Below are 25,392 nucleotides of genomic sequence, written 5' to 3' on the forward strand. Positions count from 1 at the left end.
ATTATTCGACTTCCTCTTCCTCGCTCAGCACATCTGTTACTACTGCTGAACCAGATTTAACGCCTAATTTCTCACGAACCCTTGCTTCGATATCTTTGGCAATAGCTGGGTTCTCTTTCAAGAACTCGCGCACATTGTCTTTACCTTGACCAATGCGATCACCGTTATAGCTATACCAAGAGCCTGACTTTTCAACGAGATCAGCCTCGACACCCATGTCAATGATTTCGCCTTCTCTAGAAATACCAGCGCCGTACATGATGTCAAAAATCGCTTCGCGGAATGGAGGGGAAACTTTATTCTTCACAACCTTCACACGGGTTTCATTACCAACAACCTCGTCACCTTTTTTGATGCTACCAATACGACGGATGTCCAAACGCATAGAGGCGTAGAACTTCAGCGCATTACCGCCGGTAGTGGTTTCTGGAGAACCAAACATCACACCAATCTTCATACGAATCTGGTTAATGAAGATCACGGTAGTGTTGGTACGCTTGATAGCACCAGTCAACTTACGCAAAGCTTGACTCATCAAACGCGCTTGCAAGCCTGGTAAGGAGTCGCCCATATCGCCTTCGATCTCAGCTCGTGGAACCAAAGCGGCAACCGAGTCGATAACGATTAAATCAATAGAGCCGGAACGCACTAATGCATCTGCAATTTCTAATGCTTGTTCACCAGTGTCCGGCTGAGAGATCAACAGATTATTTACATCTACACCGAGACGGGATGCGTACTGCACATCTAAAGCGTGCTCTGCGTCAATAAATGCGCAAGTGCCTCCCAGCTTTTGCATTTCTGCAATCGCATGCAATGTCAAAGTCGTTTTACCAGAAGATTCTGGGCCGTAGATTTCGATAACGCGACCACGCGCAAGACCACCCACTCCAAGAGCAATATCCAACCCGAGTGAACCGCTAGATACCACCTGAATATCTTGACTAATTTCGGCATCGCCCAATCTCATGATTGAACCTTTGCCAAACTGTTTCTCAATTTGTGCCAGTGCTGCCGTTAATGCTTTTTGCTTGTCTCCGCTCATTCCTTCAAATTCTGAAGAGGCTGATTGCTTTTTGTTATCCAAGGCCATTTTTGATTCCCTTTTCGCTTTGTACTGGGCTTTTTCCCGAAGTTTTATCTACTGTGTAACAACTTAGGAGTTACTGTATATAAAAACAGTAGTCTTTGCAAGCGTCTTTTAAACTGAATTTACGGATTTTTGACTAGGTTGTACTTGATTGACTCGGTCCCAATAGAAAAAGAGGGGTATAGCAATAGCCCAGACCACCCCTACCAGGATAAATCCAGTGATTTCGCCACCAGGAACCCAGGATCCAGCACCCATCCGAATACCAGCCTCATAGGACATCGGACCAGCAATGCCCCCTAAAACAGCCCCTAAAACAGGTCTGCCGCGCAACCAAGTCAAGGAACCATTAATGGTGGTCGCCACCAAAACCCACAAGACCCACATCCAGAGAGGCGACAAATAGGGTGACGGCCAATCATCCCGAAAATCCAGGTAGCCCAAATGCATGATGAGAGTATCGGCCACCAAACCAAAGACAAAGGCTTTAAATAAAAGGCTGATTTCTGTTTTAGGAGAAGGCGAACGCCAGGCATGGAAAGCGATATAGGCCAAAGTGGCAATCACCGCCCAAAGCACATCTTTATTGGCTGCGCCCAATACACAGGCAAACCAACCAAGCTGGAAAATAACAAAGTTCCAAAATTTAGCCATATACCTAGCAACCTAAGAAAAAGGCCACTGCCGAGGGGCAATGGCCTTTAGATTTGGTGGCGAATCAGGGATTTGAACCCCGGACCTGCGGATTATGATTCCGTCGCTCTAACCAGCTGAGCTAATTCGCCGAACTCGCTATTGTAAATGATTGCAGTGGTGCTGTGCAAATGTGCGAGTCTGTGAAAACTCTGTCTATTTAAGCTGTCCGTAGGTTTCTTTACGGTGCTGAATCCTGTCCGGCTTTCCCTGCTACGCAGAAACTGCTTTTCTTAAGTTTTCTTGTGCTTTTGATACTTTTTGACGCTTTCTTTCAGCATCTAACGCTGTTCCAGCACGTTCCTTCTGCGTTTTTAATGCTTCTATGCGTGCCTGACTGGGATTAAGCGGCTTTATTGGAGCGACGGAATGTGTATTGGCTATCTCACTAAATCTCATATCTACCCAATCTGCTGAGGCTGGTGCGGCACATTTGCTGAACCGAATATTGCCTTAAATAAGGCATACGCTTGAGCTTGGTTTTGAGCGTACAAGATAGTTTCTACCCACATACCTGCCGCATTCACTGTTGCCTTATATCTCTTCATACAAGTATTTAGTGGTGTCGTTTTAAACGACACCCATTACCTAAACCAGTACCTTCAAAATCACATCTCGTTTTTGCTCAAGTGTGTAGCCGACAGTTCCGTAGGTGTTGAAATCCGAACCCCCACTACTGTGCCCAGTAATACTCTCAGCAAGGCGAGTGGGTATATCGTTCCTGGCCTTCATCCTATCAATGATTGCGTGCCTAAACATATGACTTTTAAAGTCAAGCTCCTTTAGCGTCTTTTTAATGATTTGAGAACAACTGGAGTTGCCGTTGTCTCTCGCATAATGCGGCACAAACCATTCGCTTCTTTTCGTTCTCGCAATCTTATATAGCTCTTTAGCGGCATCTAACGAAACTCCACACAATGGCACAGCACGAATACTTGATTTAGTCTTTCTATCGCTTAACGCATTCCGTCTAATCCACAAATGAGGTATGTCGTGCTCGAGCACACAGTCTTCCAGTCTTGCAAATACTGGTTCAGATAGCCTAAATCCGGTATTCAACTGTATTAAGGCAACGAGCTTATGTGGTGTGGAGTTTCTTAGTAAACATTCTTTAACTTGATTGATTAGCTGAGTAGTAATAATGGGCATTGGACGCTTGATGTCCCCTTCGCCCCTTATCTTCAAACCCCTAAACGGACTAAGTCTGTCTATATCCAAATGCTTGAATGCCACATTGAGCATCGCATTGAGTGTGTTGTTATGTTTCCTAACGCTTGTAGGGTTTAATCCACGCTGAAGCTGATAGTCGCGATATTCAGTAATGTGCCAGTGCTTTAACTCCTCTAAAGTTAAATCACCAAAAAACTCTTTAAAACTACGGAAGTGATAGGTGGCGTGCTTTACAAACGTGGGACGGTGAGCGGAAGCACTTTCATTCATATAAATTGAAAATGCATCCGTAATGGTAGGCAATCTACCATCCTTCTGCCTTGCTAAATGCTCACTTACTACCTTAGCTAAAAACTCTTCTTCAAAGTTCATTCCGTTTACATTGATTAAACGTTCGACTTTGTCAAAGACGATTGGGTGTGGTTTTATTACGATGCTACGCATAGTTTTCCTTATTAAAGTAAAGTTGGATTGCTCAACGAAGGGTGTCGTTTAAAACGACACCCCTTTACCAACTTACTTACGAAAACCTGCCTTTAGCGCCCCGCTCGCTGTTTCAATTTGAGCATCTAACTCCCCTTGCTCAACAGCAGACTTAATGGTTTCCAATGCCTTCACTAAGTTTTGGGCACTATCTACCTCAACGCTGTGCTTGCCTTTAGCAAGCTCAATGACTTTAGTTCCATACTTAACTGACACGCAGACTTTGCCAGCTTCATTCTTAAACCACCACTCGCGAACACGCTTGGGAATTTCTACTTGGCGACGCAAACCAGTTTCTTTATCTTTAACGCTTTTGAACTTAGTCACAACAAATGGCGTGCCGTCTATATGACTTTTAGCTAGCTGGATTTGCTCCCACAACTTATTTGAAAGTTTGTTTCTGCGAAACACGATTGCAGGAATATGGGTTGGCTTTTTAGCTGTTGTTAGCTTGAGTGAATCTAATGTGCTCATTTATTTCTCCTTGTTTGTGAATGGGCACACTTAATTTATTGCCTGATCTATGGATTGGTCGACCTCAATTTATCCAAAACCACCAAATATCACCGTCTTTTTTAATTGATTTCCTTTAGCGAAGCTAAATAACTGTGAGTGGCGAAGTGAGTTGCGAATGAGTAGCTATTAAGAAATGGGTTACGAAGTTGCTAATTGAGTTACTAGTTGCAGTTGGGATATATGGATAACTGCGACTTGTAACTTCGTAACTATGCAACCAGAAACAAGCAACCTCTTTCCTGTCCCCTGCAACTTCTACGCAACTAACTGCGCCACTCACTGCAACCAATAAGGAGAAATCAATATGCAGAAAGAAATCGCAGTCCGTCTATATCAAAACGCCAAATACGGCACTACCTACGCTAAAGGTGTTCGCCATCAAGCCCTGTTTAATGCCGCGGCAGACATTAAAAATCCCAAAGTCAAATATGTCTTGGATTTTTATACTTATGAGCATTGGGAGTTTTTGGCTAAAGAAAACCAGCTAGATATAGTCAATCAAGTACAAGGCGAGATCGATAAGGATTCTTTAGTGAGCTGGGTAGTGCGTTATGACTTGGCGACAAAGACAAAAACACCTGTCTATGGCTTTAGTACTTTAGATATGAAAACCAATAAGCTAATACTGTGTGTTTTAGATGGTGATGCAGAAATAGAAGATAGTTGGCAATTAACAGCAAAGCCCTGCAGAGCGGTAGCTGGTAAGAATGTCGCTGAACTGCTAGCAACTAATAGCGAATTAGCCAACTGGTAGATGATAAAAAACCACTGTCGTTTTTGACACGACAGTGGCTGTAGTAAATACAATAAACTATTGCGGCAAAACGCCGCCCATACCAACCCCTGCAATCATTACATCGCTAGCAAAGGTTCGCAAAGACCCTTTTGCTTTATGCGCCATTGCAGTAATAGTTGCTACAGGTAGCGCAGTGGAGGCAAGTGACATCTTTTGTAAGATACTTTGCCCCATCAATACATAAGCATTAGCGTCTGCTGACTGGTTCATCTCAATCACGAAACTGCGATTAATAATGCCATCGTCAATTCTGTCAATGTAATTCGTAGTGAATATGAACCGGCAACGCTTTAAGTCCATCACAGACTTTAGGGATTGCTGCGCTGACACTGTTAGCTTATCCACTTCATCAAAGATAAAGTAGTCTGTTTTGCCGTAATGATGTGCAGGCATTCTACTATTGCAGGTGTTAATGGTTTTCACAATTGCTGTACTACTTAAGCCACCGCCACAACGAAAGATTTCAGGTATTGCTTCTTCTGCAGCGTGCATCCGTCCAATACTGCTAGTAACAGGGTGATTGCCTGCATAAGCGGTTTCTAACAAATGGGGCAACAAAAATCCCAATGTGCTTTTGCCTGTGCCATAAGTGCCGTGTAACAAAATGCCACTTTTGCCATTAAACGGGAATGGCAATTTACTACTTAATATCAATTCAAGCAAATCGCGCTCTGCTTGATTATTAAACAAAAAATCATCTAAACAGCTTGGTGTAAAAAAAGACATAAATCCTCCAATAATTAAAAAGGGGCTATGTCTCCATAGCCCCAATGTGTTTAAGCAAACTCAGGTTCTGCTTTAGCTTCTGTAACGAATACAGCATCAAACGAAGCGGCTGCTATTGCTAACTGCTCATTTGCAGTAATTTCTTCTGCAGTTTTAGCAATCTGCTTAGCCGTCTTGTCTTCTGTCTTTACTTCGGCTTTTTCCTTCGCCTCAGCTTCAGCCGCCGCTTTTTTCAGCGCAGCTGCCTCTTCACGTTCTTTTGCTTTTGCCAGAGTGTAATAAGCTGCTAATGCTGTTTTCACAGCGCCTTCGTGCTTAACTACGGCGTTGATTTCAAATTCACCAGTAGGCAAATAAGTTGCAACTAATACAACTTGCTTGTCATTCCAGTCAGCGTTCGCTTTAACCGCTAAAGCGTCAAACTTCACCGTACTAATCACCGCTTCGCAAACTTCTGCTTTTACTAGATCAGCACGCTTAGTGAGTGACAAGGGTTTAGTGCCGCCCATACGAACTTGTTCAACACCGCCGTTTTGCTCCAAAAAGACAATTAAGTCCGTAGCACCCACTTCTTGACGCAATGCTTCACGCAAAGCGATGCTGTATGCAGACACACGACGACGATCAACGCCAAATACGCACTTAACAACACGAGTCATATCGTGCGTAGTTGAGCCAAAACTATTCCTATAGCCACGCTCTTCAATAAAAGCCTCCATTGCTGCGAGCTTTTCCTTACGCACATTCTTGCTACTGTCTTGCTTCATTACAAGATAAAAGCTGTAAGCCTGTTGCAAGATCGAATACAGGCGGTTATTAGATGCAGCCAGTTCAGTGGTTTCCCAGCTGATACGAGCGGTTTCTAAGGACTTCAATTCCCCGCTAGCGATAGACGGGGCTGCAGGTGTCGTGTTTGACACGACAACCGTTGCAGGCACATTTAAAGCTGCCAAGTTGATTGAAGGATTAGTTACAGGTGCTGCTAGTGATGTATTAGTCATTTTGTTTTCCTTTTGAATGACGGTTAGTAATGTGTGAGCCGCTTTTGTTTTGCTGCCCACAACCCCTACTATCCGCATTAACTATTTAATTGGTTAATATGCTATATACTGTTAATCCTATATAGGTAATGGCTTATGAGGCATATCAGAGGTATTCAAAAGGGAATAGGGCGCCTACGTTCTCGCACCATCGAGGAAGAGCTCAGCTATGCAAGAACTAGCGTTCGGCGCTGGTGGTGGGAGTATTTACGGCTAAGCAAGGACTATTGGCTCATTTGCAAAACCTCTTCAAGCATTAACAATCCTCGCACTACAGATGAAGGTATGCGATGGCTATATAGGAAGTTTGGGGATATTTACAGCGTGGATTTTGATACTTGGTATGAGCGCACTGGATCCCGTATTTTTAGGGAGCAGGTGCAATTACCCAAAGTCATAGAAGTAGCAAATAACTTAAGCAATTTGGCTGAAGAGCGGGACGGCAAGTTATTAGTAGAAATTCCGTTATCACTCAGTCAGGCAACAATTAATCGACAAATTAATCGTCTTCTCAAACAGCATATAGATAAGCGCCCCACCAATAAGCTAGAAACAAGCAAATCCGAATTTCCAATAAATCCCGTTCTATATCGCCTGCCAACATTGCAGAAAATGCACGAAGTCTGGTGTCTGCATAGGGAACTAATTGCAAGACCTGTTGCATTGAGTGAAGCGATAGATAAGTACTCAACCAAAGGGGATTTATTTCGAATTGGTAAAGCATTACGACTTAGTCCTGCTAATGAGAGTCCAGCGGAAGATCCATTTATTCATCACAAGCGATTAAACATAATGAGGGCAACGGTTAGTCGCTATTTGAGCCGAGCCAATATGCTGATTAGCAATGTAGAGGTTGGCAAGTTTCCCGTTTTTAAGAAGGTATCTTCTACAGAGAGATTTAGCAAGAGGCAAAGAGAATCCCACATAGAGCTAGAAAAACTTTGGTGGGACTTGGATTTATCTTCCACCTTAAGCGGAACAAAGGTGAAGGATGCTAAGAAGATTGTTTATAGCTGGTATGGAAGCAAGTAGTGTCGTTTTACACACGACACTACACACGAAACTAGCTATATCAACTCAACAGCCGCTCTTTTCATATCGTCATTCACATCAATATATTTCTGCGTTACAGCAATACTCTTATGTCCCGCTAAGCTAGCCAAAATACGCACAGAGATGCCCTTGTTTGCCAAGGTAGTTATAAATTGCCTGCGCCCACTGTGGCTACTAGCACCCGCTATACCCGCCTTCTTATAAAGCCAAAAGAAGTGCTGACATAAGGTATTAGGTGTCCAGCCCAAACGCTTAGATGTGTGGAATAAGGGAATATCAGACATCGTTATATGTCGAGTTTTGAGATAAACAGCCAATTCTTCTTTTAGCTTTGCTGGTAAGAACACAGTTCTGCCGTCATTGCCTTTAGTTTGCTGTGCACTTAAACGGATTTCGCTCTTAATCGTGCCATCTTCATTTAATACATCCCCCATTTTTAATTGAGCGATTTCTTTCACGCGAAGTCCTGCCCAATATCCCATAAGAAGCATTGCACGATTGCGTTCTGGATAAGTTGTGCTGCTAATGTAGCGTAAGAGTTGTTCTAATTCTGCTGTGGTGAGTGTTTTTGCTTGAGCCATTTTTGTCCTTTAGATAAATAAAACTGTGTATACAGTTTGTATTCTTTTGCTCAAAAGAACGACCAAAATGTGTGATCAATAATCCTTCCAAGAATCAATGACTTAGCATTTAGCTCCGCCAAAGAAAATAGCAATAATCTTTGGTGGAGCTAAATGTATTTATTAAACCTGTGGGATTAAGACTACGAATTTAAGCAAACGCCTCAAATGCACGCTACACGCTTAAATTAGAGGTTCCCTGATGTAGAGCATTTGGCGCCGCAATTAGTTTGCGGAGAGACGGTTTTTGAGGTGGTTGTGATGTCGTGCTTAACACGACACCTTAATATACTTAGAAATGTGAACTCAAACTGACAATAGCGTTATAACTATTTACACTCTGCTGCGCCACCTGCTCAGTAAAGCTAGCCCTGATTACAGTCTTAGGATCAATTTGATAGCCAATACCAGCCGTTAGGTTTGTCCAATTTCTGCCATAACCCATTGCCGGCATCGTATAGCTTGGCGCCGCCACCGTAGTTAATGTAGTTGTTACTAAACGATCTAAGTTACCAAGTTGGCTGTTGTAGATAGCCTTTGCAAATGGAAGCCAATCACCCACTTTTGCCTGAGCCTGATATCCAATCGAGCCTACCTGGGCATTAATATTCTGACTTCCAAATTGCAGACTATTAAAGTTACCTGATTCAGTAAAGCCATTAATGCTGGTATTAACATACGCATAGCCGATAACAGGGCCGTGATTCATTACGCTGTAGTCAAAGTTATAGCCCGTTTGTACTGCTACAGAAGTATTGGAACCATTAACCGTTGAGGCGTTTGAGAATGAAGTAACGCCAATTGGAGTAACGCGATTGACATTGCTATTTAACCAATTGTAAGCAACCAACCCATTAGCCCAGATAGCGCCATCCTTATAAGCTGAATACGCTCCCAAGGTTGTGCCCGACTGCGTAAAATTACCGCTAGTGTTGTAATTCACCTGGGCTTGACCGTAGCCAACAAAACCGCCTAGTAAGATATTTTGGTTGTACTGATAATCCATACCAGCGGCACCGTTGTAGGGCGTACTGCTAGTGCTGGTTTGACTACCAGTCATATTGACCTGTTGCGCACCGCCTAATACCCAAGCACCCAATGTTTGAGGGGCGTTAGCGCGAAAACTATAGCCCGCCTGATCTAAATAAGAATTGTTCATTGCGATCTGACCAATCGAGGCTTGATTAGCAAGCATCGAGACTTGACCTGGCGCAACTAAAAGACCGTAGTAGTAATCGGTTTCAATTTTTTGGCCTGCCGTAGTTAAATGTCCACCTCCAGTTGACGATAATGGACCGTCGGCATACAAGTATGTTTGATCTGCTGTGGGGGTGACATAGTTGGATGGACCACAGTTGATTGACGCAGTAGTCGTGCCACAAGCGGGAGTATTAACGTTGGTATTTGTAATACCAAACTGTGCAGGGTTAAGTGCAATGTAATTAAACACTGTACTCCAGTCTGCAGGCACAAAATTAATACCTTGGGCCGCAACATTATTCCAAACAGTTTGGCTGTATAAGTCACGAGAAGCCGACTGAACAGCGTTATACGTATACCCCAAGGCCGTCGCTACTGCGGCGGATTTAGAAGCATTCATATTAGGTATTAAGAAATTTCTAGCGCCGGCAGAGTAAAGGCTACCAACTAAATTAGCCGTTTGCTGACCAAGGGTATTAATTGCCGATATATTTTGAGGATCAACTATATTGCCAGCGCCCCCAGTTGTAGTTGTCTTAAGGTCATTAATACCAATTGACATTACATATAGGGCATTTGGATCGGCAATACTTGAAGTGGTTGCTAGATAAGCACTAACCTGAGAGGTTGCAGACCAAGCATTACTGTTCGCGGCAGTATACGAAACGCGAGCACCTCCAGCCGCATAATTATTGCCACCGCCCGGTGCTGAGGTTGGAGTAACAGTCACACCAAATTTTTGCCCCAAACCCACCGTCCACTCAGCCCCTGGATTTGTAGTGAACGCTCCATATGTTGCAAGTGATCCCCCTGTGGATGACGGTATGTATTTATATCTACCGCTATCTGAATTACTGTCACCAAAGATAATAAGGTTCGAATAACTTTGTGCGAAGGCTTGTCCTGAAAATAAAACTGCCGAAATAAGTGCGAAAGTTAGTTTGCGCTTCAAATTTATTCCCTAGTCATTATTATGATTACAAGTACTGTAAATATATAAATATTATAGTAAATACTGGTTTCTACTTATCCTCAATTTGGATGCTATGGGCCGCACAACATCCTGCCTGTCGTGTTAAGCACGACACTCCCGCCCCCTCATTTAAGCAAGCCTCTCCGCATTCATCATTGGGGTGATTTTGCTGTAATGCCGCTCAATCATTAAGACGCTAGTGCCCATTTGCTTAGCTAGCGTGTGAATATCTACCCCACTAGCCAATGCTTGCGTTGCATACGTATGCCTCAAGCTATACAGCGTTCTATTTTGCCCAGCACCATTTTTAAGCAACCCACTCTTTTTCATTAAGTGCCGAAAGATGTTTTCCAGCAAATGGGGCATTTCACCTGTGGGGAGCGTAAATATCTTTTTATCGAGCTTTATTTCGATTATTTCCCCCAAACTGGCATAAGGGAGCTTCTGCCAGTGCATTAACCCCTCCAAAACGTCTAAAACAGCGTTTTTAGCGATTAAATACCTCTGTCCTGTCTTGCCACTCACCCATATACGTAAGTACCGCTTCTCGCCGATATAGTGCCACTGCAGGTGCTTCCACCGAAGCGGCATAGATTCGGTGCTGTGCCTAATGCCTGTATTCACCAAAAACTGAATGTAAGCGGCACATAGCACCCTAACTTCACCCGAATGTCTGTGGTGAACGTCTTTTTGCCAAATCGGAAAGTAGGTATACAACTGCTCTAACTCTTCTTGCGAAAAAGCGGGACGAGGCTCACTCTTTGCACCAGCAATGTTTAGCAACGGAACAATCTTGTTCTGCGAAATCTGTCCTTGCTCTTTTGCTAACGTCACCACTCTGTTGTATGCCAGTGCGTGATGTTTTTTAGTGATTGCTTTGGACTCTTTGCCCATTACCGAAGTTCTCCACGCTTCAAAGTCTGCAACTAACTCTTGCGTGATTTCACCAACTTTGTATTTTCCGAAAAATGGAATGAGATATTTTTGCCAGATAAAAAAATAATCTTTGTAGTTACGCTCGCCTCTCTTGCCATTCGAAGTGCGACGCATATTTGCCATCTCTTCTAATGCCAACTGTCCAAATGTTTTTTCTGTGAGTGCCAACCCTGCATCGATTTTGATACGCACAGTTTCATAAAGAACTATGGCATTGCGTCTAGCTTCAGTTAGCTCGTCTGTACCAGTGCTTGCCGAATGCCACTTGTTATTTGCCAGCTTAAAGCGGCATTGCCATTGCGCCGACTGGGGACGCTTATAGACAGTAACCTTGCCGTCTATAAGCCTTATAGCCTTTGGGGTTGCGGGAACGGGGTTTGCAAAGAGTTGATTGAGATTAGACATACACGCTTAGTGTGCTGTCGTCTTGCATTTTCTACGACGATTATTTTTTCTTCGTAGTCAAAATCTCACACGATGTTCTGCGAACGCAGATTAATGCGTGTAAGTATTTTTTGATGCCAATGTTTTTGGTGTGTAGTGGGCGGGATTTTTTGCGTATGCTTAAAACAATGTTTTAAAACTGTTTTAGTACTCAAAAATATTTTTATGATTCCGTCGCTCTAACCAGCTGAGCTAATTCGCCGAACTCGCTATTGTAAATGATCGGAATGCTTCTGTCTAAACGAATCCAATCCTATGGTCGCTGGAGGTGCTCAAATCCCTATTTGATCTGAAAGGTGCTGACAGCCTCCTCTCGGCCATAAAGGACATTAAATTCGATTTTCTTGGCTAAAAAGAGCTTTTTAAGGACCTCATCCTTGTTCTCAAACACAATCGCGGTTTGCTCAGGGTAATGCGAAAAAGGGTCACTATTGACATCTACCGGCACCCCATCAATCTTGATTTGCTTGATTGAGCGCTTATAGAACTTATCGGGACGTATAAAAATCAGGCGCTTTACATACTTATCCAAGACAAGCTTTTGACCCTGCTCATTAGTCTTGAAGTAGTAGACCAACTCCTCTTTGCCATTGGTAGTCATGTCACGCTCTTCATCCCACTTGGCGTAAATACCAGAACTCATCGTGGCACAAAAAAATATCAAGGCCAATTGGCTCAATACAAAAACGGATTTCTTTTGAGGGGAATTCATGATGTGATCATATCAGCCAGATGCACACTCAAAAAGTAGAAGGCGTAAGATTCCTAAATGATGAATTCGTTTCTATTGCGACTGCTCAGTTTTCTGCTCTTGAGTAGTTACATTCCCATTACTGCTTCTGCAGCGCAAATCTTCATCACCAATTACCCCTCAGAGGCAAATGCAAAAGTATTTGTCACAAAGTACCAATCAGAAGCAAACTGCATTGTGTATGACACCCAATACTCCAGCGATAACGAGCCGGGCGTTTGGTTTTATACGAAATACAAAAGCGATGCGCGTGCCGTGATTTATTACACCCAATATAAGTCTGAAGCCGATCTCATTGTGTATTTCACTAAGTACAAAAGTGACGCACGCTGCCGTTACTAATCAATATCTCTTTAGCCCCTATTCATCTTATGAGACTTCTTTCTATATCCGCCGGCAAGGTAGCTCCTTTATTTGGCAATCACCACCCCAACTACAAATCAGTCGCTTCAGCCATTCGCAAGGAGGCGGTAAGCGATATAGACAATCCTGCCCCAGTTGAAGTTACTACCCTTGGCATTAAAGGCGACGAGCAAGCTGACTTATCGGTACACGGGGGCATTGAAAAGGCAATTTATGTTTATCCAGTAGAGCACTACATTTTCTGGAATGAGCTACTCACCCGAGAAACCAAGCAACCAGTTGATTTAAAGCATGGCGCCATTGGTGAGAACTTCACAGTCGAAGGCCTACTAGAAACAGAAGTGTTTGTTGGGGATAGACTACAAATAGGAGACTTGGAATTCGCTGTCGTCAAACTCCGTGAGCCTTGTTTTAAATTCAACGCTGCTGTTGGTTATAAGGGTGCAAGCAAAGCAATGCTGCAGTCTGGCTTTAGTGGTTGGTATTTGCGTGTATTAAAAACTGGGGCTCTCACTGCTGGGACTGAGATTACTTTGATTCCAGGCCCAAGAGAAATTTCCATTGCCCAGCAAAATCAAAAGTTATTGAACAATCGCAATCAAAAAGATTTGTGGGAATAAAAAAACCCGACCATTTCTGATCGGGTTTCTTATTTGATACAGACTAAAACCGCTTAGTCACGTGCGTAGATATCTACGTCTTTAGTTTCACGTACAAACAGTGTACCGATTACCAATGTCATCGCAGCGATGATGATTGGGTACCAGAGACCGTAGTAAATGTTACCGTTTTGCGCTACCAAGGCGAAGGAGATCGTTGGCAACAAGCCACCGAACCAACCGTTACCAATATGGTATGGCAAGGACATAGAGGTGTAACGAATGCGTGTTGGGAACATCTCAACCAACATTGCAGCGATTGGGCCATAAACCATGGTTACCAAGAGTACCAAGTACACCAACAAAGCCAATACAGCAACGTAGTTGATACCAGCTGGATCAGCTTTAGCTGGATAGCCAGCAGCATTCAATGCATCACGAATTTGCTTTTTGAACTCAGCATCTTTAGCTTTAGCATCTGCTGGGTCCATACCTTTTGGTGTGTAACCAGTGATTTCTGTATCGCCAATCTTCACAACTGCAAGACCGCCTGCAGGACCAGGGATGGTGCTGTAGCTAGCAGAGTTAGAAGCCATCACTTGTTTTGCGATATCGCAAGAACTTGTGAACTTAGCAGTGCCAGTTGGATTGAACTGGAATGTACATTCACTTACATCAGCAGTAATCGTTGCTGGTGAAGTTGCCATTGCCTTTTCCAACGCTGGGTTAGCAAAGTGTGTCAAAGCATTGAACACGGAAACTGGAGTGTTAGGGATGTAAGTAATTACAGCCAATAACAAACCGCCCATGATGATCACTTTACGGCCAATCTTGTCAGACAAGCTACCGAAGATCACAAAGAATGGTGTGCCGATTACCAATGAAGCAGCAATCAACAAGTTCGCAGTCTTGGCATCTACCTTCAGCACTTGTGTGAGGTAGAACAAAGCGTAGAACTGACCTGTGTACCAAACCACGGCTTGACCTGCAACTAGACCAAACAATGCCAAGATCACAATCTTTAGGTTCTTCCATTGACCAAATGACTCGGACAAAGGCGCTTTAGACAATTTGCCTTCTTCTTTCATCTTCTTGAAAGCTGGTGATTCATTCATGGACAAACGAATCCATACAGAAACCGCCAACAATGCGATAGAAACGATGAAAGGAACGCGCCAGCCCCAAACTTCAAAGTCTGGACCAGTGAATTCACGTGTAAACAAAATCACGAGCAAGGAGAGGAACAAGCCCAAAGTAGCTGTTGTCTGAATCCAAGCTGTGTATGCACCACGACGACCATGAGGAGCATGTTCTGCAACATAAGTAGCAGCACCACCGTACTCACCGCCCAAAGCCAAACCTTGAAGCATACGCAATGCGATCAAGATCACTGGAGCAGCAACACCGATAGTTGCATAGTTAGGCAGAATACCCACGATGAAAGTTGCGCCGCCCATCAATAAGATGGTTACCAAGAAGGTGTATTTACGACCAATCAAATCACCTAGACGACCAAACACCAACGCGCCAAATGGACGTACGATGAAACCAGCAGCAAACGCTAACAAAGCAAAAATGAAGGCAGAACCAGCATCTAAGCCTGAGAAAAACTGCTTGGCGATAACGGCGGCCAAAGAACCGTAAAGATAAAAGTCGTACCACTCAAAAACCGTACCTAAAGATGATGCAAAGATAACTTTGCGTTCTTCAGGGGTCATTGGGGCTGCTTTAGTTGATGTTGACATCAGTAGCTCCTAACTATTTTTATTAAATAAAAAACAACGAATCGATTATGCTTTGAAAAAATTCAAAGAAATCCACTAGTTAGGGTAATTCCCCATCAAATAAGATCGGGGTTTTCCCGAGAAATCGGGAAACTGGAGGTAATTACGCAACATGCATTAGCCGAGCGTCTAATGCCAGATCAAAACCTCTATGTAGCGGGGATATGTAACCACACCATAAAAAAATGGCAAAGTTAGCGTGTTTTAGTAATGAACATTTTGGGCACACGCAGATCCCAGTAAATAGCAGCTGCGCGTAGTCCAAAAATGCCGAGCATACAAATCACGGAACCCTCAACTACATACTGAGGCAAGAAGTTCAGCACCAGAACATAAGCACAGCAACCTAACGTCACCGGAATGGCATAAAGCTCATGCGACATGATGAGTGTTTTTCTGCCAGCCAAGACATCGCGCAATAAGCCGCCGCCAATGGCAGTAATAACACCCAAGATGACTGGTGCCACAGGTAGGCCATAACCCATACCCCAGGCCTTGTCAGCCCCCTGAATAGCAAAGAGAGCGGCACCAAAGCCATCGATATAAAGCATCCACCGATAAATTTGCGGCTGGGTAAAGAAAGGTTCTGCAAAGAAGGTGAGGATGCTAGCACCGAGCGCAAGCCACACATATATTTGGTTCTCAGACCAAAAAATAGGTGCTTCTAAAATAATATCGCGGATAGTGCCGCCGCCAATTGCAGTAATCAAGCCCAGCACTAAAACACCAAAGAGGTCCACACCACGATCCGCAATGGCTAAGACTCCTGTTACCGCAAAGGCCATAGTAGCGATGATGCCAATCCAGAAATTAATATCTTCCATAGCAATGAGTCTAATGCACTTTGTCAGAGCGCAGACTTGAATGACCGCCCTGAATATACTGTTAGTTATGAGTGTAAATAAGGTGTTGATATGACCTACAAGCTTTATAGCTTTTGGCGCAGCTCCGCTGCTTTTCGTGTTCGTATTGCTCTTAATCTCAAGGGCATAGATTACGAAATCATCCCCATTCATCTCGGTAAAAATGGCGGGGATCAATTGGGCGAGGAATATGGCAAGAAAAATCCCAATCGCTTAGTCCCCCTTCTGGAGGATGACGAAAAAAGCATTCATCAATCCCTAGCCATTATTGAGTACCTCGAAGAGATTCAAGCTGAGCCAGCACTCTTACCAAAACCAGCAATAGATCGAGCATGGGTTCGCTCTGTCGCAATGGATATTGCGAGCGAGATTCACCCAATCAATAATTTACGGGTACTGCGTTACCTGATCAAAAAACTTGGCATCAGCACTGAGTCGAAAGATGAGTGGTACGGGCACTGGATCAAGGTTGGACTGGAGAGTGTTGAGAAACAACTGAGTCTCGATTCTCGTGTTGGGAGATTTTCCTATGGCGATCAACCAGGCTTGATTGATCTCTGCTTGGTACCTCAGCTATTTAACGCACTCAGCGTAAAAGTTGATGTGAAACCCTATCCCACCCTCATGCGAATCTTTCATGAGTGCATGACATTGCCTGCTTTTATCGGTGCCTCTTGGGAAAATCAAATGGATGCGGAAGGATTAAACCCCGTTACTCCACCACAGGAATAAAGAGAGCGTCAGCAAAGAACCCACAGTAGTAATCAACACCACTCTAGAAATCACACTGCCGTCCGCTTTGTAATACTGCGCCAACATAAAGGGCCCCGTACCAGTTGGTAGTGCGCTGAGTATCACGATAGCGCTCACCCATAATGTAGGTAGGCCCAGTATGGGAGCTGCGATGACCCAAGCAATCAAGGGCTGCAGAATCAGCTTTGCCAAACTGATACCCCAAGCCTGAGCAGGAGCAGAAGTACTTTTTTGCATCAAAAATAAACCGATGGAAACAAGCGCGCAAGGTGTCGACGCGGCAGCTAAGAACGCAATCACTTGCGCAATGGGATCATACAAAGTTAGATCGCTCGAGGCCCACAACAGTCCCGCAACTGGAGCTACCAATAGGGGGTTAGTGCAAAGCGATTTAATGACGCTCAACCCAATCTCATGCGGCCTCTTATGCGACAAGATGCCAATCTCAATCAAGACCGTCGCCAAAGCAAACATGACAAACACAATAAAGGTGGAAATAATCGCAGGCGCTAAACCATCTTGACCAAGGGCAAGCGCACACAAGGGGATGCCCATATACCCCGTATTTGAATAAGACGCACTGAGACCATCAAAACTGGCTGCCGCCAAATCGCGGTTGCGCATCAAGCTAATCAGAAGCACTAAAACAAAAACTATTAAACAACTCAGAAAAAAAGCAGTGATGAAACCGGGCTGCCAAAGTGTTTGCCAGCCACTATTAGCTGCAAAGTTAAAGAGTTGCGCGGGCAATGCCAACCAAACAACAAAACGATTGAGCTCAACTGAAGCATTGATGCCCAACTTACCACTACGCCCACCAACATACCCAATCAAGATGAGTAGAAATACTGGGAGAACTACATTAAATACGTAGAGCAAAATATTTAACGGCTGATAGTTAAGGGATTAAGAAATTTTCTTCAGCGTCTTGACATAACGCTGCGCATTTTTGACATAGCGACCAGCGATATCGTGGATGCCAGCAATTTGCTCTGGGGTCAGCTCTTTTACTGCCTTAGCCGGAGCTCCCAAAATCATGGAGCCATCCGGAAATTCTTTTCCTTCGGTAACGAGCGCGCCCGCACCAACAAGACAGTTTTTTCCAATCTTCGCACCATTCAAAATGACTGCGCCAATGCCAATTAAACTGCCGTCTCCAATGTGGCAACCATGCAGCATCACTTGATGACCAACGGTGACATGCTTACCAATGATGAGCGGGTAACCTGGATCGGCATGCAAAACAGAAGCGTCTTGCACATTGCTACCTTCACCAATTTGAATAAGATCGTTATCGCCGCGGATAACGACTTTAGGCCAGATGCTCGCATCTTGATGAAGCTCAACCTTGCCGATCACTTCTGCGCTGTCAGCAACCCAAGCACCCTCAGCCAGATGAGGGGCATTTCCGTCTAGTTCAAATATAGCCATGACTCATTATAGGTATGAATCAGGCTATAGATGAACGACTATGCACTACCTGTAAATTACCAGTTTGGCTCGCGATCGGGCGTAGAAGAAATACGGTGCACACTTAAATCCGCACCTTCAAATTCTTCTTCTTGAGACATCCGAATGCCTAGGACCGCTTTCAGGGTGCCATAAACAACGAAGCCACCAAGCAATGCAATGCCAACACCCAAGGTGCTCCCTATCAGCTGGCCAGTAAAAGTAACGCCACCAATTCCACCTAGAGCTTTTGTGCCGAAGATACCAGCAGCTAATCCACCCCAAAGACCACACAAACCATGCAAAGGCCAAACACCGAGAACATCATCAATCTTCCAGCGGTTTTGAACCAAGGTAAACATATATACAAACAATGCGCCGGCAATCAAACCAACAAATAAAGCACCGAGAGGATGCATCAAGTCCGATCCCGCACACACCGCAACCAAACCTGCAAGTGGCCCGTTGTAAGTAAAGCCAGGGTCGTTACGGCCCACCACCCAAGCAGCCAATGTTCCACCAACCATTGCCATCAACGAGTTCATCGCAACCAAACCGCTGATCTTGTCGATCGTTTGTGCGCTCATCACATTAAAACCAAACCAACCCACTGCCAAGATCCAAGCACCCAAGGCTAAGAAAGGAATGCTTGATGGTGGATGAGCAGAGATTTGACCTTCTTTTGTATAACGGCCACGACGCGCGCCTAGCAAAATGACAGCTGGCAAGGCAATCCAACCACCTACCGCATGAACCACAACTGATCCTGCGAAGTCATGAAACTCTTCACCAGTAAAGCCTTTGATCCAAGCTTGAATGCCGTAATGCTGATTCCAAGCAATACCTTCAAAGAAGGGGTAAACAAAACCCACCAATATAAAAGTAGCCACTAGTTGTGGATTAAATTTAGCGCGCTCTGCAATGCCACCAGAAATAATTGCGGGGATCGCAGCAGCAAAAGTTAGTAAGAAGAAAAATTTGACCAACTCGTAGCCATTTTTCTCTGCCAGCAACTCTGCCCCAGAGAAAAAGTTCACGCCATAAGCAATGCTGTAGCCAATAAAAAAATAGGCAATCGTTGAGACGGCAAAGTCCACTAAGATTTTGACTAAGGCATTGACTTGGTTTTTCTTCCGTACCGTTCCCAGCTCCAAGAATGCAAAGCCTGCATGCATGGCAAGAACCATGATGGCGCCAAGCAAGATAAATAAAGCATCACTTCCAGATTTCAAAGTTTCCATGACATTTCTCCCTCTTATTTTTTGCATCATTATGGGGACCGAAAAATCCCAAAAAGGGGCATAGCGCACTTATTTAGTGCATAAATAGAGATTTTTATGGTTTATCATCGTTTTTACATACACCCAAGGGAGAACCCATGAAAAAAATCCTCATCGCATTGGCCGCTTTAGCTGCATTTTCCAGTCTTGCTCAAGCACAAGAAACCATCAAAGTATTGAGCACACAAGAGCTCGCGAATGTTTGCAAACTTCCCGCAAGCCCAGAGTCACGAAGCTTCTGTATTGGCTTTACTACTGCTGTTTATGAAACCTATCTAGCAACTCGTCATCCACAACGTGCAAAGCCATTTATTTGCGTTAAGCAACCTGCTCCAGCACGCGATGAAGTCATTGGTGATTTTGTGAAGTTTGCAAACAGCACTCCACAAGTTGCAGACAAACCAGCGGCAGGCGTTTTCTTGGGCTTCTTAGCTTCACGCTTCCCTTGCGCCAGAAAATAATCTAAGCAACTTAGACAAACTAATACCCATTTAAAGGTTCAGTTGAGATGAAAAAAATTATCGCAATTACCGCAGCAACTTTAGCTATCGCTGGTTGCTCAAATATGAGCAACACAGAGCAGCGCACACTTTCAGGCGCAGGCATTGGCGCAGCAGCTGGTGCCGTTGGCACCGCAATCTTCCACGGCAATCCTATCTGGGGCGCAGTTGGTGGCGCAGCAGTTGGCGCAGCATCTGGTTATGTATACGATGCATATAAGAAAGAGCAAGCCTCTGAATACAACTCTGGCTATAACGCTGGAAAAAATAATCAGCCAGCTAAGGCACCTAATTAATAAGCCTAGCTAAGCAAAATACCCAGGCCTATTGAGGCCCGAGTTCAGCAATACCAACCCAGCTCGTATTAATTTACCAGCTGGGTTTTTATTTGAATCTGTCCTGCCAACGCTTTATGGATTGGACATTTCTGCGCAATCTCAAGTAAGCGCTCTTTCTCTTCAGCACTCAAATTGCCTTGCAACTGAATATCACGCGAGAATGTTTCGATATCATCATGTCTCTCAATATTCACAGTCACAATCGCATTGTCCAATTTCATTTCTTTGCGCCCAGCGTACATCTTTAAAGTCATTGAAGTGCAGGCCGCCAAAGCAGCACCAAGATACTCGTGAGGACTTGGGCCAGCACCAGAGCCCCCTTTAGAAACTTCAGCATCAGACAAAAAATGTAAATCACCTGCAGTTAATTTCTGCTGAAGGGGGCCTTGACCAAACTGCGACACTACTTTTCTCATAAAGATCCTAAAAAATTATTAATACGAAAAAATCATCAATGCTGAATTTAACCTGAATGGGATTTGCCTGCTTTTTCTGCCACGGGTAATTGCGCTTTCTTCCAAGCAGTAAAGCCGCCCTCTAAATGGCATATATTAGGTACGCCCATTCTTTGGAGGGTTTGTGTTGCTAACGCCGAACGCCAAGCCGAGGCGCAATACAACACCAACCTCTTACCTTCGCCAAAGATTGGCTTGTAATAGGGGCTGTCAGGGTCAACCCAAAACTCCAACATCCCCCTGGGGGCATGCAGCGCATTCGGAATCATGCCCTCTCGCTCCAGCTCACGAACATCCCGGATATCCACAAACACCACATTTGTGTCCGCCAGTAAATCTAACGCTTTTTCCACGGGAAGAGTCTCAATTTCAGCGATTGCCTCCTGAATAAGCGCTTGATACCCAATCTTTAATTTCACCAAAATCTCCTAAATTACCAATGCCTTAGACGCATCAAGCACCTGCTACCATTCTGCTATGAACTTTACCCCTACAGAACTTGGTGCGAGCATTATTTTTGCAATTGCTGTTTTGCATACCTTTTGCACAGGCTATTTTGAATCGATTGCTAAAAAATCTCCTCGGCATGCAGGTCTTTGGCATCTGCTTGGCGAAGTAGAAATTGTCTTTGGATTTTGGGCTGCCATATTGGTTATTTTCATTTCCTTATATGACGACTTAGGGACTGCTAAGAACTTTCTCAATAAACGCAATTTCACAGAACCACTTTTTGTTTTCGCCATCATGATTGTGGCTGGCACAAAACCTATTCTGTATGCTTCTACTCAAATTTTGCATACGCTAGCCAATGGCCTGCAATACCTATTCCGCATCAGAAGTGCTCCTGCTCTATATTTTTTAACTTTAGGAGCCACGCCGCTCCTGGGCTCCCTGATTACTGAGCCTGCAGCGATGACTCTGGCTGCTTTTTTATTGCGCGATCTAGTCTATCGTCATCAATGCTCTAAAGCACTTCTGTTTAGCACTCTTGGCGTGCTCTTTGTGAACATTTCAATTGGGGGAACACTCACCAACTTTGCTGCTCCGCCCGTTCTGATGGTGGCTTCTACCTGGGGATGGAGTTCAGCATTTATGTTTAGCAACTTCGGGCTGGAATCCTGCGTTGCAATCTTCATCAATGCCCTGGCAGCGACTCTGTTTTTTCATCGTCAATTGATTGAACCTAATACCGATAAAAAGGAAGTAAAAATTCCTTTGGCAGTCATTTTGACGCATCTGCTTTTCCTATTTGGAGTGGTTTACTTTGCGCATGATCCTATTATTTTTACGTGGATTCTGCTCTTCTTTATTGGCTTCACCACAGCCTATCCAAAACATCAAAGTCCTCTCATTCTGAAAGAAGCACTTTTAGTAGGCTTCTTCCTAGGCGGCTTAGTAGTATTGGGTGCATTACAAGGATGGTGGCTGCAACCCATTCTCGAAATGATGAGTCCTACCGCAGTCTTTTACGGTAGTCTTGTTCTAACGGCTTTTACCGACAATGCGGCACTCACCTATTTAGGATCATTGGTAACTGGCACCTCACCGGAGTTCAAGCTGGCATTAGTGGGTGGGGCGGTTGCCGGCGGAGGTCTTACCGTTATTGCCAATGCCCCTAACCCAGCAGGTATTGCGATCTTGCGTGCTCACTTTCCTGGACATACGGTTTCAGCACTATATCTGTTGATTGCAGCTATTCCACCTACCATCGTGGCAATTCTGGCTTACAGACTTATATAAGAACAACTTAGGCCTTAGGCAGTAAAATCTCAGCTTCGCCCCCAGCTATAAACCTGAGAACGGCCCATGAAAAAGCTCTATATCAAAACCTTTGGCTGCCAAATGAACGAGTACGACTCGGGAAAAATGGCAGACCTTCTACATGCCGATGAAGGCATGGTCATGACAGATCGACCTGAAGATGCTGATGTCGTGCTACTCAACACCTGCTCCATCCGCGAGAAAGCAGAAGACAAAGTCTTTTCGGACTTAGGTCGATTACGCGAGCTCAAGAAGATAAAACCAAATTTACTGATTGGTGTTGGTGGTTGTGTAGCCAGTCAAGAAGGCCAACAAATTGTTAGTCGCGCACCTTATGTTGATGTTGTGTTTGGCCCTCAAACACTGCATCGCTTATCCGACCTTATTGCTGAGCGACGTAAAACGGGTATACCTCAAGTAGACATCTCCTTTCCTGAGATTGAAAAGTTTGATCATCTACCTGCGTCTCGCCAAACTCGTGGCTCGGCCTATGTTTCTATTATGGAAGGCTGCTCCAAATATTGCAGCTACTGTGTTGTCCCTTATACGCGCGGTGAAGAAGTCTCCAGACCTTTTGATGATGTGCTGACTGAAGTAGCTGGCTTAGCAAGTAAAGGCGTCAAAGAAATTGTTCTGCTTGGTCAAAACGTAAACGCCTATCTTGGTAAGATGGGTGATACCGAAGAAATCGCTGACTTTGCCCTATTGATTGAATACATTGCTGACATTCCTGGGGTTGAACGGATTCGCTTCACAACGAGCCACCCCAAAGAATTTACACAACGACTCATCGACGTCTACGCCAAAGTACCTAAGCTTGTTAGCCACCTACATCTGCCGGTACAACATGGATCAGACTCCATGCTCTCAGCGATGAAGCGCGGCTATACGGCACTAGAGTTCAAGAGCATTATCCGCAAGATGCGCGCTGTTCGCCCGGACCTAACGTTGTCGAGTGATTTCATCGTGGGCTTTCCAGGTGAAACTGAGGCTGACTTTGAGAAGTTACTCAAAATGGTTAAAGAACTGAACTTTGATAACAGTTTTTGCTTCATTTTCAGCCCACGCCCAGGAACGCCAGCAGCCAACCTTCACGATGACACGCCTTACGAAGTCAAACTCAAGCGCCTACAAACTTTATTGGCATTGGTTGAGGGACAGGCAAACCAAATTAGCCAAAAAATGTTGGGTAACACCGAAAGAGTATTGATTGAAGGTCTTGCTAAAGATGGTGTTAACTTACAAGGTCGTGCTGAAAATAATCGTGTGATTCATTTCACAGCGTCTGATCAAGATATTGAGAGCCTCATTGGGCAATTCGTAGACATTCGCATTACGGAAGTTCTCAGCTACACCCTTAGAGGTGAGTTAGTAGAAGCCCATGTCAATTAATAGCAAAAGTATTTCACCTAAACTCACGATCGATTTGCAATACGCCAGTCCGGCAATTGAGTCCGCCGTGAGTAAAGTAGTTTCTTCTTCCCTCATTAAGAAATGGGTCAAGAGCGCCACGACTCTTAATGGCTTAATTACCCTACGCTTTGTCAATGCTGCAGAAGGCAAAAAGCTGAACTTAGCTTTTCGTCAAAAAGATTACGCTACCAATGTTTTAACTTTTCCTTATGAGCTTTCAAAAAATAACTTAGTGGCAGATATTATTTTTTGCCTCCCAGTACTTCAAAAAGAAGCCAAGGAGCAAGATAAACTACTAAAAGCCCACTTGGCCCATTTAATTGTGCACGGCTGCCTTCATGCCCAAGGCCATGACCACGAGGTAGATCGGGACGCTAAAAAAATGGAGGCCCTGGAAATCCAGATTCTCCAAAAATTGGGCTTTGCCAACCCCTATTCTTGATTTGCCATATTTCTACGCTATTCTTGCTATATGCCTGACCCCAATAAATCCCTTTTAGATCGCTTGGCTGATTTTTTAACTCCGCAGCCAACGGAACCCAGTGAACGCCGTCAAGAATTGATTGAGACCCTCCGAGAAGCTCAAGCTGAGGGATTAATTGATGCAGATGCCCTCTCTATGATTGAGGGTGTTTTTCAAGTAGGGCAGTTGTGTGCCCGAGACATCCTGGTGCCCCGCGCCCAAATTGACTGGATCGATATTGGCCAGCCCCTTTCAGAAATTATTAAGAGCGTTATTGAAGCGGCTCACTCACGTTTTCCTGTATTCGAAGGCGGTCGAGATAACGTCATTGGCATTTTGTTGGCAAAAGATTTATTACGTCACGCCACCGAGAAAGATTTTCAGGTACGTGATTGGTTGCGCCCAGCGGTATTTATTCCAGAATCCAAACGCCTCAGCGTCTTGTTACGGGACTTTAAAGACAATCGCAATCATTTAGCGATCGTAGTTGACGAATACAGCGGCGTTGCTGGAATTATCACCATTGAAGATGTGCTCGAGCAGATCGTTGGCGATATTGAGGATGAACATGATATTGATGAAGAAGCCGACAACCTCATTGCTTTAGATAATGGTGACATCCGCGTTAAAGGCATTACCGAGCTTGAGCAGTTCAATGAGAGACTTGGCACCGATTTTGAAGTCGAAGATATTGAGACTGTAGCGGGCTTGGTGATTCAGCATTTGGGACGCGTTCCTAAAATGGGTGAGCTGATTGAATTAGGTGGCATTGAATTTGAAGTGCAACGCGCCGACCCAAGACAAATTCACATTCTGCTTGCGCGACAAACCAATAAAAAATCTGACTGAGATTCACATTGTTTGATCAGTACCCCAATCA

General features: G+C 44.4%; 30 protein-coding genes and 1 tRNA gene. 11 read left to right on the forward strand and 20 right to left on the reverse strand.

Features of this window, described 5'->3' with window-relative positions:
- Position 1: 1 nt before the first annotated feature.
- From recA to ICN39_RS02150, 7 genes are all read right to left on the reverse strand, one after another.
- Complete coding sequence (recA, locus tag ICN39_RS02120) at positions 2-1,087, reverse strand: recombinase RecA (protein ID WP_370623665.1); 1,086 nt, start codon at positions 1,085-1,087, stop codon at positions 2-4.
- 114 nt (positions 1,088-1,201) lie between these two features.
- A complete protein-coding gene (locus tag ICN39_RS02125; protein WP_216232485.1) occupies positions 1,202-1,744 on the reverse strand; it encodes a DUF2878 domain-containing protein in 543 nt (180 codons plus the stop codon).
- 54 nt (positions 1,745-1,798) lie between these two features.
- Positions 1,799-1,875, reverse strand: a tRNA-Met gene (locus ICN39_RS02130).
- A gap of 121 nt (positions 1,876-1,996) precedes the next feature.
- Positions 1,997-2,182 carry a hypothetical protein gene (locus tag ICN39_RS02135; RefSeq protein ID WP_216232486.1) on the reverse strand — a complete coding sequence of 62 codons (186 nt, stop codon included), beginning with the start codon at positions 2,180-2,182 and terminating at the stop codon, positions 1,997-1,999.
- Between the two features lie 2 nt (positions 2,183-2,184).
- Positions 2,185-2,331, reverse strand: a complete 147-nt coding sequence (locus ICN39_RS02140; RefSeq protein ID WP_216232487.1) for a hypothetical protein — start codon at positions 2,329-2,331, stop codon at positions 2,185-2,187.
- Positions 2,332-2,371: 40 nt separating this feature from the next.
- A complete protein-coding gene (locus ICN39_RS02145) occupies positions 2,372-3,397 on the reverse strand; it encodes a tyrosine-type recombinase/integrase (RefSeq protein ID WP_216232488.1) in 1,026 nt (341 codons plus the stop codon).
- A gap of 72 nt (positions 3,398-3,469) precedes the next feature.
- Positions 3,470-3,910, reverse strand: a complete 441-nt coding sequence (locus ICN39_RS02150; RefSeq protein WP_216232489.1) for a DUF6641 family protein — start codon at positions 3,908-3,910, stop codon at positions 3,470-3,472.
- A 346-nt stretch (positions 3,911-4,256) separates the two neighbouring features.
- Between ICN39_RS02150 and ICN39_RS02155 the strand changes: the two genes are divergently transcribed.
- Positions 4,257-4,706 carry a hypothetical protein gene (locus ICN39_RS02155; protein ID WP_216232490.1) on the forward strand — a complete coding sequence of 150 codons (450 nt, stop codon included), beginning with the start codon at positions 4,257-4,259 and terminating at the stop codon, positions 4,704-4,706.
- 57 nt (positions 4,707-4,763) lie between these two features.
- Here the strand turns inward: ICN39_RS02155 and ICN39_RS02160 are convergent, their stop codons facing one another.
- Entirely contained in the window at positions 4,764-5,474 is a 711-nt protein-coding gene (locus ICN39_RS02160) for an AAA family ATPase (protein ID WP_216232491.1), read from the reverse strand.
- A gap of 50 nt (positions 5,475-5,524) precedes the next feature.
- A complete protein-coding gene (locus tag ICN39_RS02165; RefSeq protein ID WP_216232492.1) occupies positions 5,525-6,475 on the reverse strand; it encodes a hypothetical protein in 951 nt (316 codons plus the stop codon).
- Positions 6,476-6,610: 135 nt separating this feature from the next.
- Here ICN39_RS02165 and ICN39_RS02170 point away from each other — a divergent pair, with 135 nt between their 5' ends.
- Positions 6,611-7,546 (forward strand): hypothetical protein, encoded by a 936-nt coding sequence (locus ICN39_RS02170; RefSeq protein WP_216232493.1) that lies wholly within the window; start codon positions 6,611-6,613, stop codon positions 7,544-7,546.
- A 35-nt stretch (positions 7,547-7,581) separates the two neighbouring features.
- On the opposite strand, the gene ICN39_RS02175 is transcribed toward ICN39_RS02170, so the two are convergent.
- The 4 genes from ICN39_RS02175 to ICN39_RS02190 form a co-directional block, all read right to left on the reverse strand.
- On the reverse strand, positions 7,582-8,148 hold the full coding sequence (locus ICN39_RS02175; RefSeq protein ID WP_216232494.1) for a site-specific integrase: 567 nt from the start codon (positions 8,146-8,148) through the stop codon (positions 7,582-7,584).
- Positions 8,149-8,479: 331 nt separating this feature from the next.
- Entirely contained in the window at positions 8,480-10,339 is a 1,860-nt protein-coding gene (locus tag ICN39_RS02180) for an autotransporter outer membrane beta-barrel domain-containing protein (protein WP_216232495.1), read from the reverse strand.
- Positions 10,340-10,489: 150 nt separating this feature from the next.
- Positions 10,490-11,701: a site-specific integrase gene (locus tag ICN39_RS02185; RefSeq protein WP_216232496.1), complete on the reverse strand. Its 1,212-nt coding sequence runs from the start codon at positions 11,699-11,701 to the stop codon at positions 10,490-10,492.
- Between the two features lie 319 nt (positions 11,702-12,020).
- Positions 12,021-12,452 carry a hypothetical protein gene (locus tag ICN39_RS02190; protein ID WP_216860931.1) on the reverse strand — a complete coding sequence of 144 codons (432 nt, stop codon included), beginning with the start codon at positions 12,450-12,452 and terminating at the stop codon, positions 12,021-12,023.
- Positions 12,453-12,509: 57 nt separating this feature from the next.
- Here ICN39_RS02190 and ICN39_RS02195 point away from each other — a divergent pair, with 57 nt between their 5' ends.
- The gene (locus tag ICN39_RS02195; RefSeq protein ID WP_216232497.1) at positions 12,510-12,833 is read left to right on the forward strand and encodes a DUF6150 family protein; all 324 of its coding nucleotides are present in this window, start codon (positions 12,510-12,512) and stop codon (positions 12,831-12,833) included.
- A 29-nt stretch (positions 12,834-12,862) separates the two neighbouring features.
- Positions 12,863-13,474 (forward strand): MOSC domain-containing protein, encoded by a 612-nt coding sequence (locus ICN39_RS02200; RefSeq protein ID WP_216232498.1) that lies wholly within the window; start codon positions 12,863-12,865, stop codon positions 13,472-13,474.
- Between the two features lie 53 nt (positions 13,475-13,527).
- Here the strand turns inward: ICN39_RS02200 and ICN39_RS02205 are convergent, their stop codons facing one another.
- Positions 13,528-15,198 (reverse strand): MFS transporter, encoded by a 1,671-nt coding sequence (locus tag ICN39_RS02205; protein WP_216232499.1) that lies wholly within the window; start codon positions 15,196-15,198, stop codon positions 13,528-13,530.
- A 233-nt stretch (positions 15,199-15,431) separates the two neighbouring features.
- Positions 15,432-16,061, reverse strand: a complete 630-nt coding sequence (locus tag ICN39_RS02210; RefSeq protein WP_216232500.1) for a trimeric intracellular cation channel family protein — start codon at positions 16,059-16,061, stop codon at positions 15,432-15,434.
- Between the two features lie 90 nt (positions 16,062-16,151).
- Between ICN39_RS02210 and maiA the strand changes: the two genes are divergently transcribed.
- Positions 16,152-16,832 (forward strand): maleylacetoacetate isomerase, encoded by a 681-nt coding sequence (gene maiA / locus ICN39_RS02215; RefSeq protein ID WP_216232501.1) that lies wholly within the window; start codon positions 16,152-16,154, stop codon positions 16,830-16,832.
- Here maiA and ICN39_RS02220 read toward each other — a convergent pair.
- The 3 genes from ICN39_RS02220 to ICN39_RS02230 are packed head-to-tail and all read right to left on the reverse strand — an operon-like array spanning position 16,803 to position 19,543.
- Positions 16,803-17,732 carry an AEC family transporter gene (locus tag ICN39_RS02220; protein ID WP_216232502.1) on the reverse strand — a complete coding sequence of 310 codons (930 nt, stop codon included), beginning with the start codon at positions 17,730-17,732 and terminating at the stop codon, positions 16,803-16,805. The two genes, maiA and ICN39_RS02220, sit on opposite strands and share 30 nt — an antisense overlap.
- A gap of 27 nt (positions 17,733-17,759) precedes the next feature.
- On the reverse strand, positions 17,760-18,284 hold the full coding sequence (locus ICN39_RS02225; RefSeq protein WP_216232503.1) for a gamma carbonic anhydrase family protein: 525 nt from the start codon (positions 18,282-18,284) through the stop codon (positions 17,760-17,762).
- A gap of 56 nt (positions 18,285-18,340) precedes the next feature.
- Positions 18,341-19,543, reverse strand: a complete 1,203-nt coding sequence (locus tag ICN39_RS02230) for an ammonium transporter (RefSeq protein ID WP_216232504.1) — start codon at positions 19,541-19,543, stop codon at positions 18,341-18,343.
- A gap of 137 nt (positions 19,544-19,680) precedes the next feature.
- On the opposite strand from ICN39_RS02230, the gene ICN39_RS02235 reads away from it, so the two are divergent.
- Both ICN39_RS02235 and ICN39_RS02240 read left to right on the forward strand, forming a co-directional pair.
- Positions 19,681-20,043, forward strand: coding sequence for a Rap1a/Tai family immunity protein (locus tag ICN39_RS02235; RefSeq protein WP_216120266.1), 363 nt, complete (start codon positions 19,681-19,683; stop codon positions 20,041-20,043).
- A gap of 47 nt (positions 20,044-20,090) precedes the next feature.
- Entirely contained in the window at positions 20,091-20,378 is a 288-nt protein-coding gene (locus ICN39_RS02240; protein WP_173943507.1) for a glycine zipper domain-containing protein, read from the forward strand.
- 68 nt (positions 20,379-20,446) lie between these two features.
- Here the strand turns inward: ICN39_RS02240 and ICN39_RS02245 are convergent, their stop codons facing one another.
- Complete coding sequence (locus ICN39_RS02245) at positions 20,447-20,836, reverse strand: OsmC family protein (protein WP_216232505.1); 390 nt, start codon at positions 20,834-20,836, stop codon at positions 20,447-20,449.
- Positions 20,837-20,883: 47 nt separating this feature from the next.
- The gene (locus tag ICN39_RS02250) at positions 20,884-21,294 is read right to left on the reverse strand and encodes a rhodanese-like domain-containing protein (protein WP_216232506.1); all 411 of its coding nucleotides are present in this window, start codon (positions 21,292-21,294) and stop codon (positions 20,884-20,886) included.
- 58 nt (positions 21,295-21,352) lie between these two features.
- Between ICN39_RS02250 and ICN39_RS02255 the strand changes: the two genes are divergently transcribed.
- From ICN39_RS02255 to ICN39_RS02270, 4 genes are all read left to right on the forward strand, one after another.
- Positions 21,353-22,615 carry a putative Na+/H+ antiporter gene (locus tag ICN39_RS02255; RefSeq protein ID WP_216232507.1) on the forward strand — a complete coding sequence of 421 codons (1,263 nt, stop codon included), beginning with the start codon at positions 21,353-21,355 and terminating at the stop codon, positions 22,613-22,615.
- Positions 22,616-22,681: 66 nt separating this feature from the next.
- Positions 22,682-24,028, forward strand: a complete 1,347-nt coding sequence (miaB, locus tag ICN39_RS02260; RefSeq protein ID WP_216232508.1) for a tRNA (N6-isopentenyl adenosine(37)-C2)-methylthiotransferase MiaB — start codon at positions 22,682-22,684, stop codon at positions 24,026-24,028.
- Complete coding sequence (ybeY, locus tag ICN39_RS02265; protein WP_216232509.1) at positions 24,018-24,491, forward strand: rRNA maturation RNase YbeY; 474 nt, start codon at positions 24,018-24,020, stop codon at positions 24,489-24,491. The genes miaB and ybeY overlap by 11 nt, the downstream gene beginning before the upstream one ends.
- Positions 24,492-24,521: 30 nt before the next feature.
- Complete coding sequence (locus tag ICN39_RS02270; protein ID WP_216232510.1) at positions 24,522-25,361, forward strand: HlyC/CorC family transporter; 840 nt, start codon at positions 24,522-24,524, stop codon at positions 25,359-25,361.
- Positions 25,362-25,392 lie beyond the last annotated feature (31 nt).

Source organism: Polynucleobacter sp. AP-Reno-20A-A9, from assembly GCF_018882085.1.
GTDB lineage: Bacteria > Pseudomonadota > Gammaproteobacteria > Burkholderiales > Burkholderiaceae > Polynucleobacter.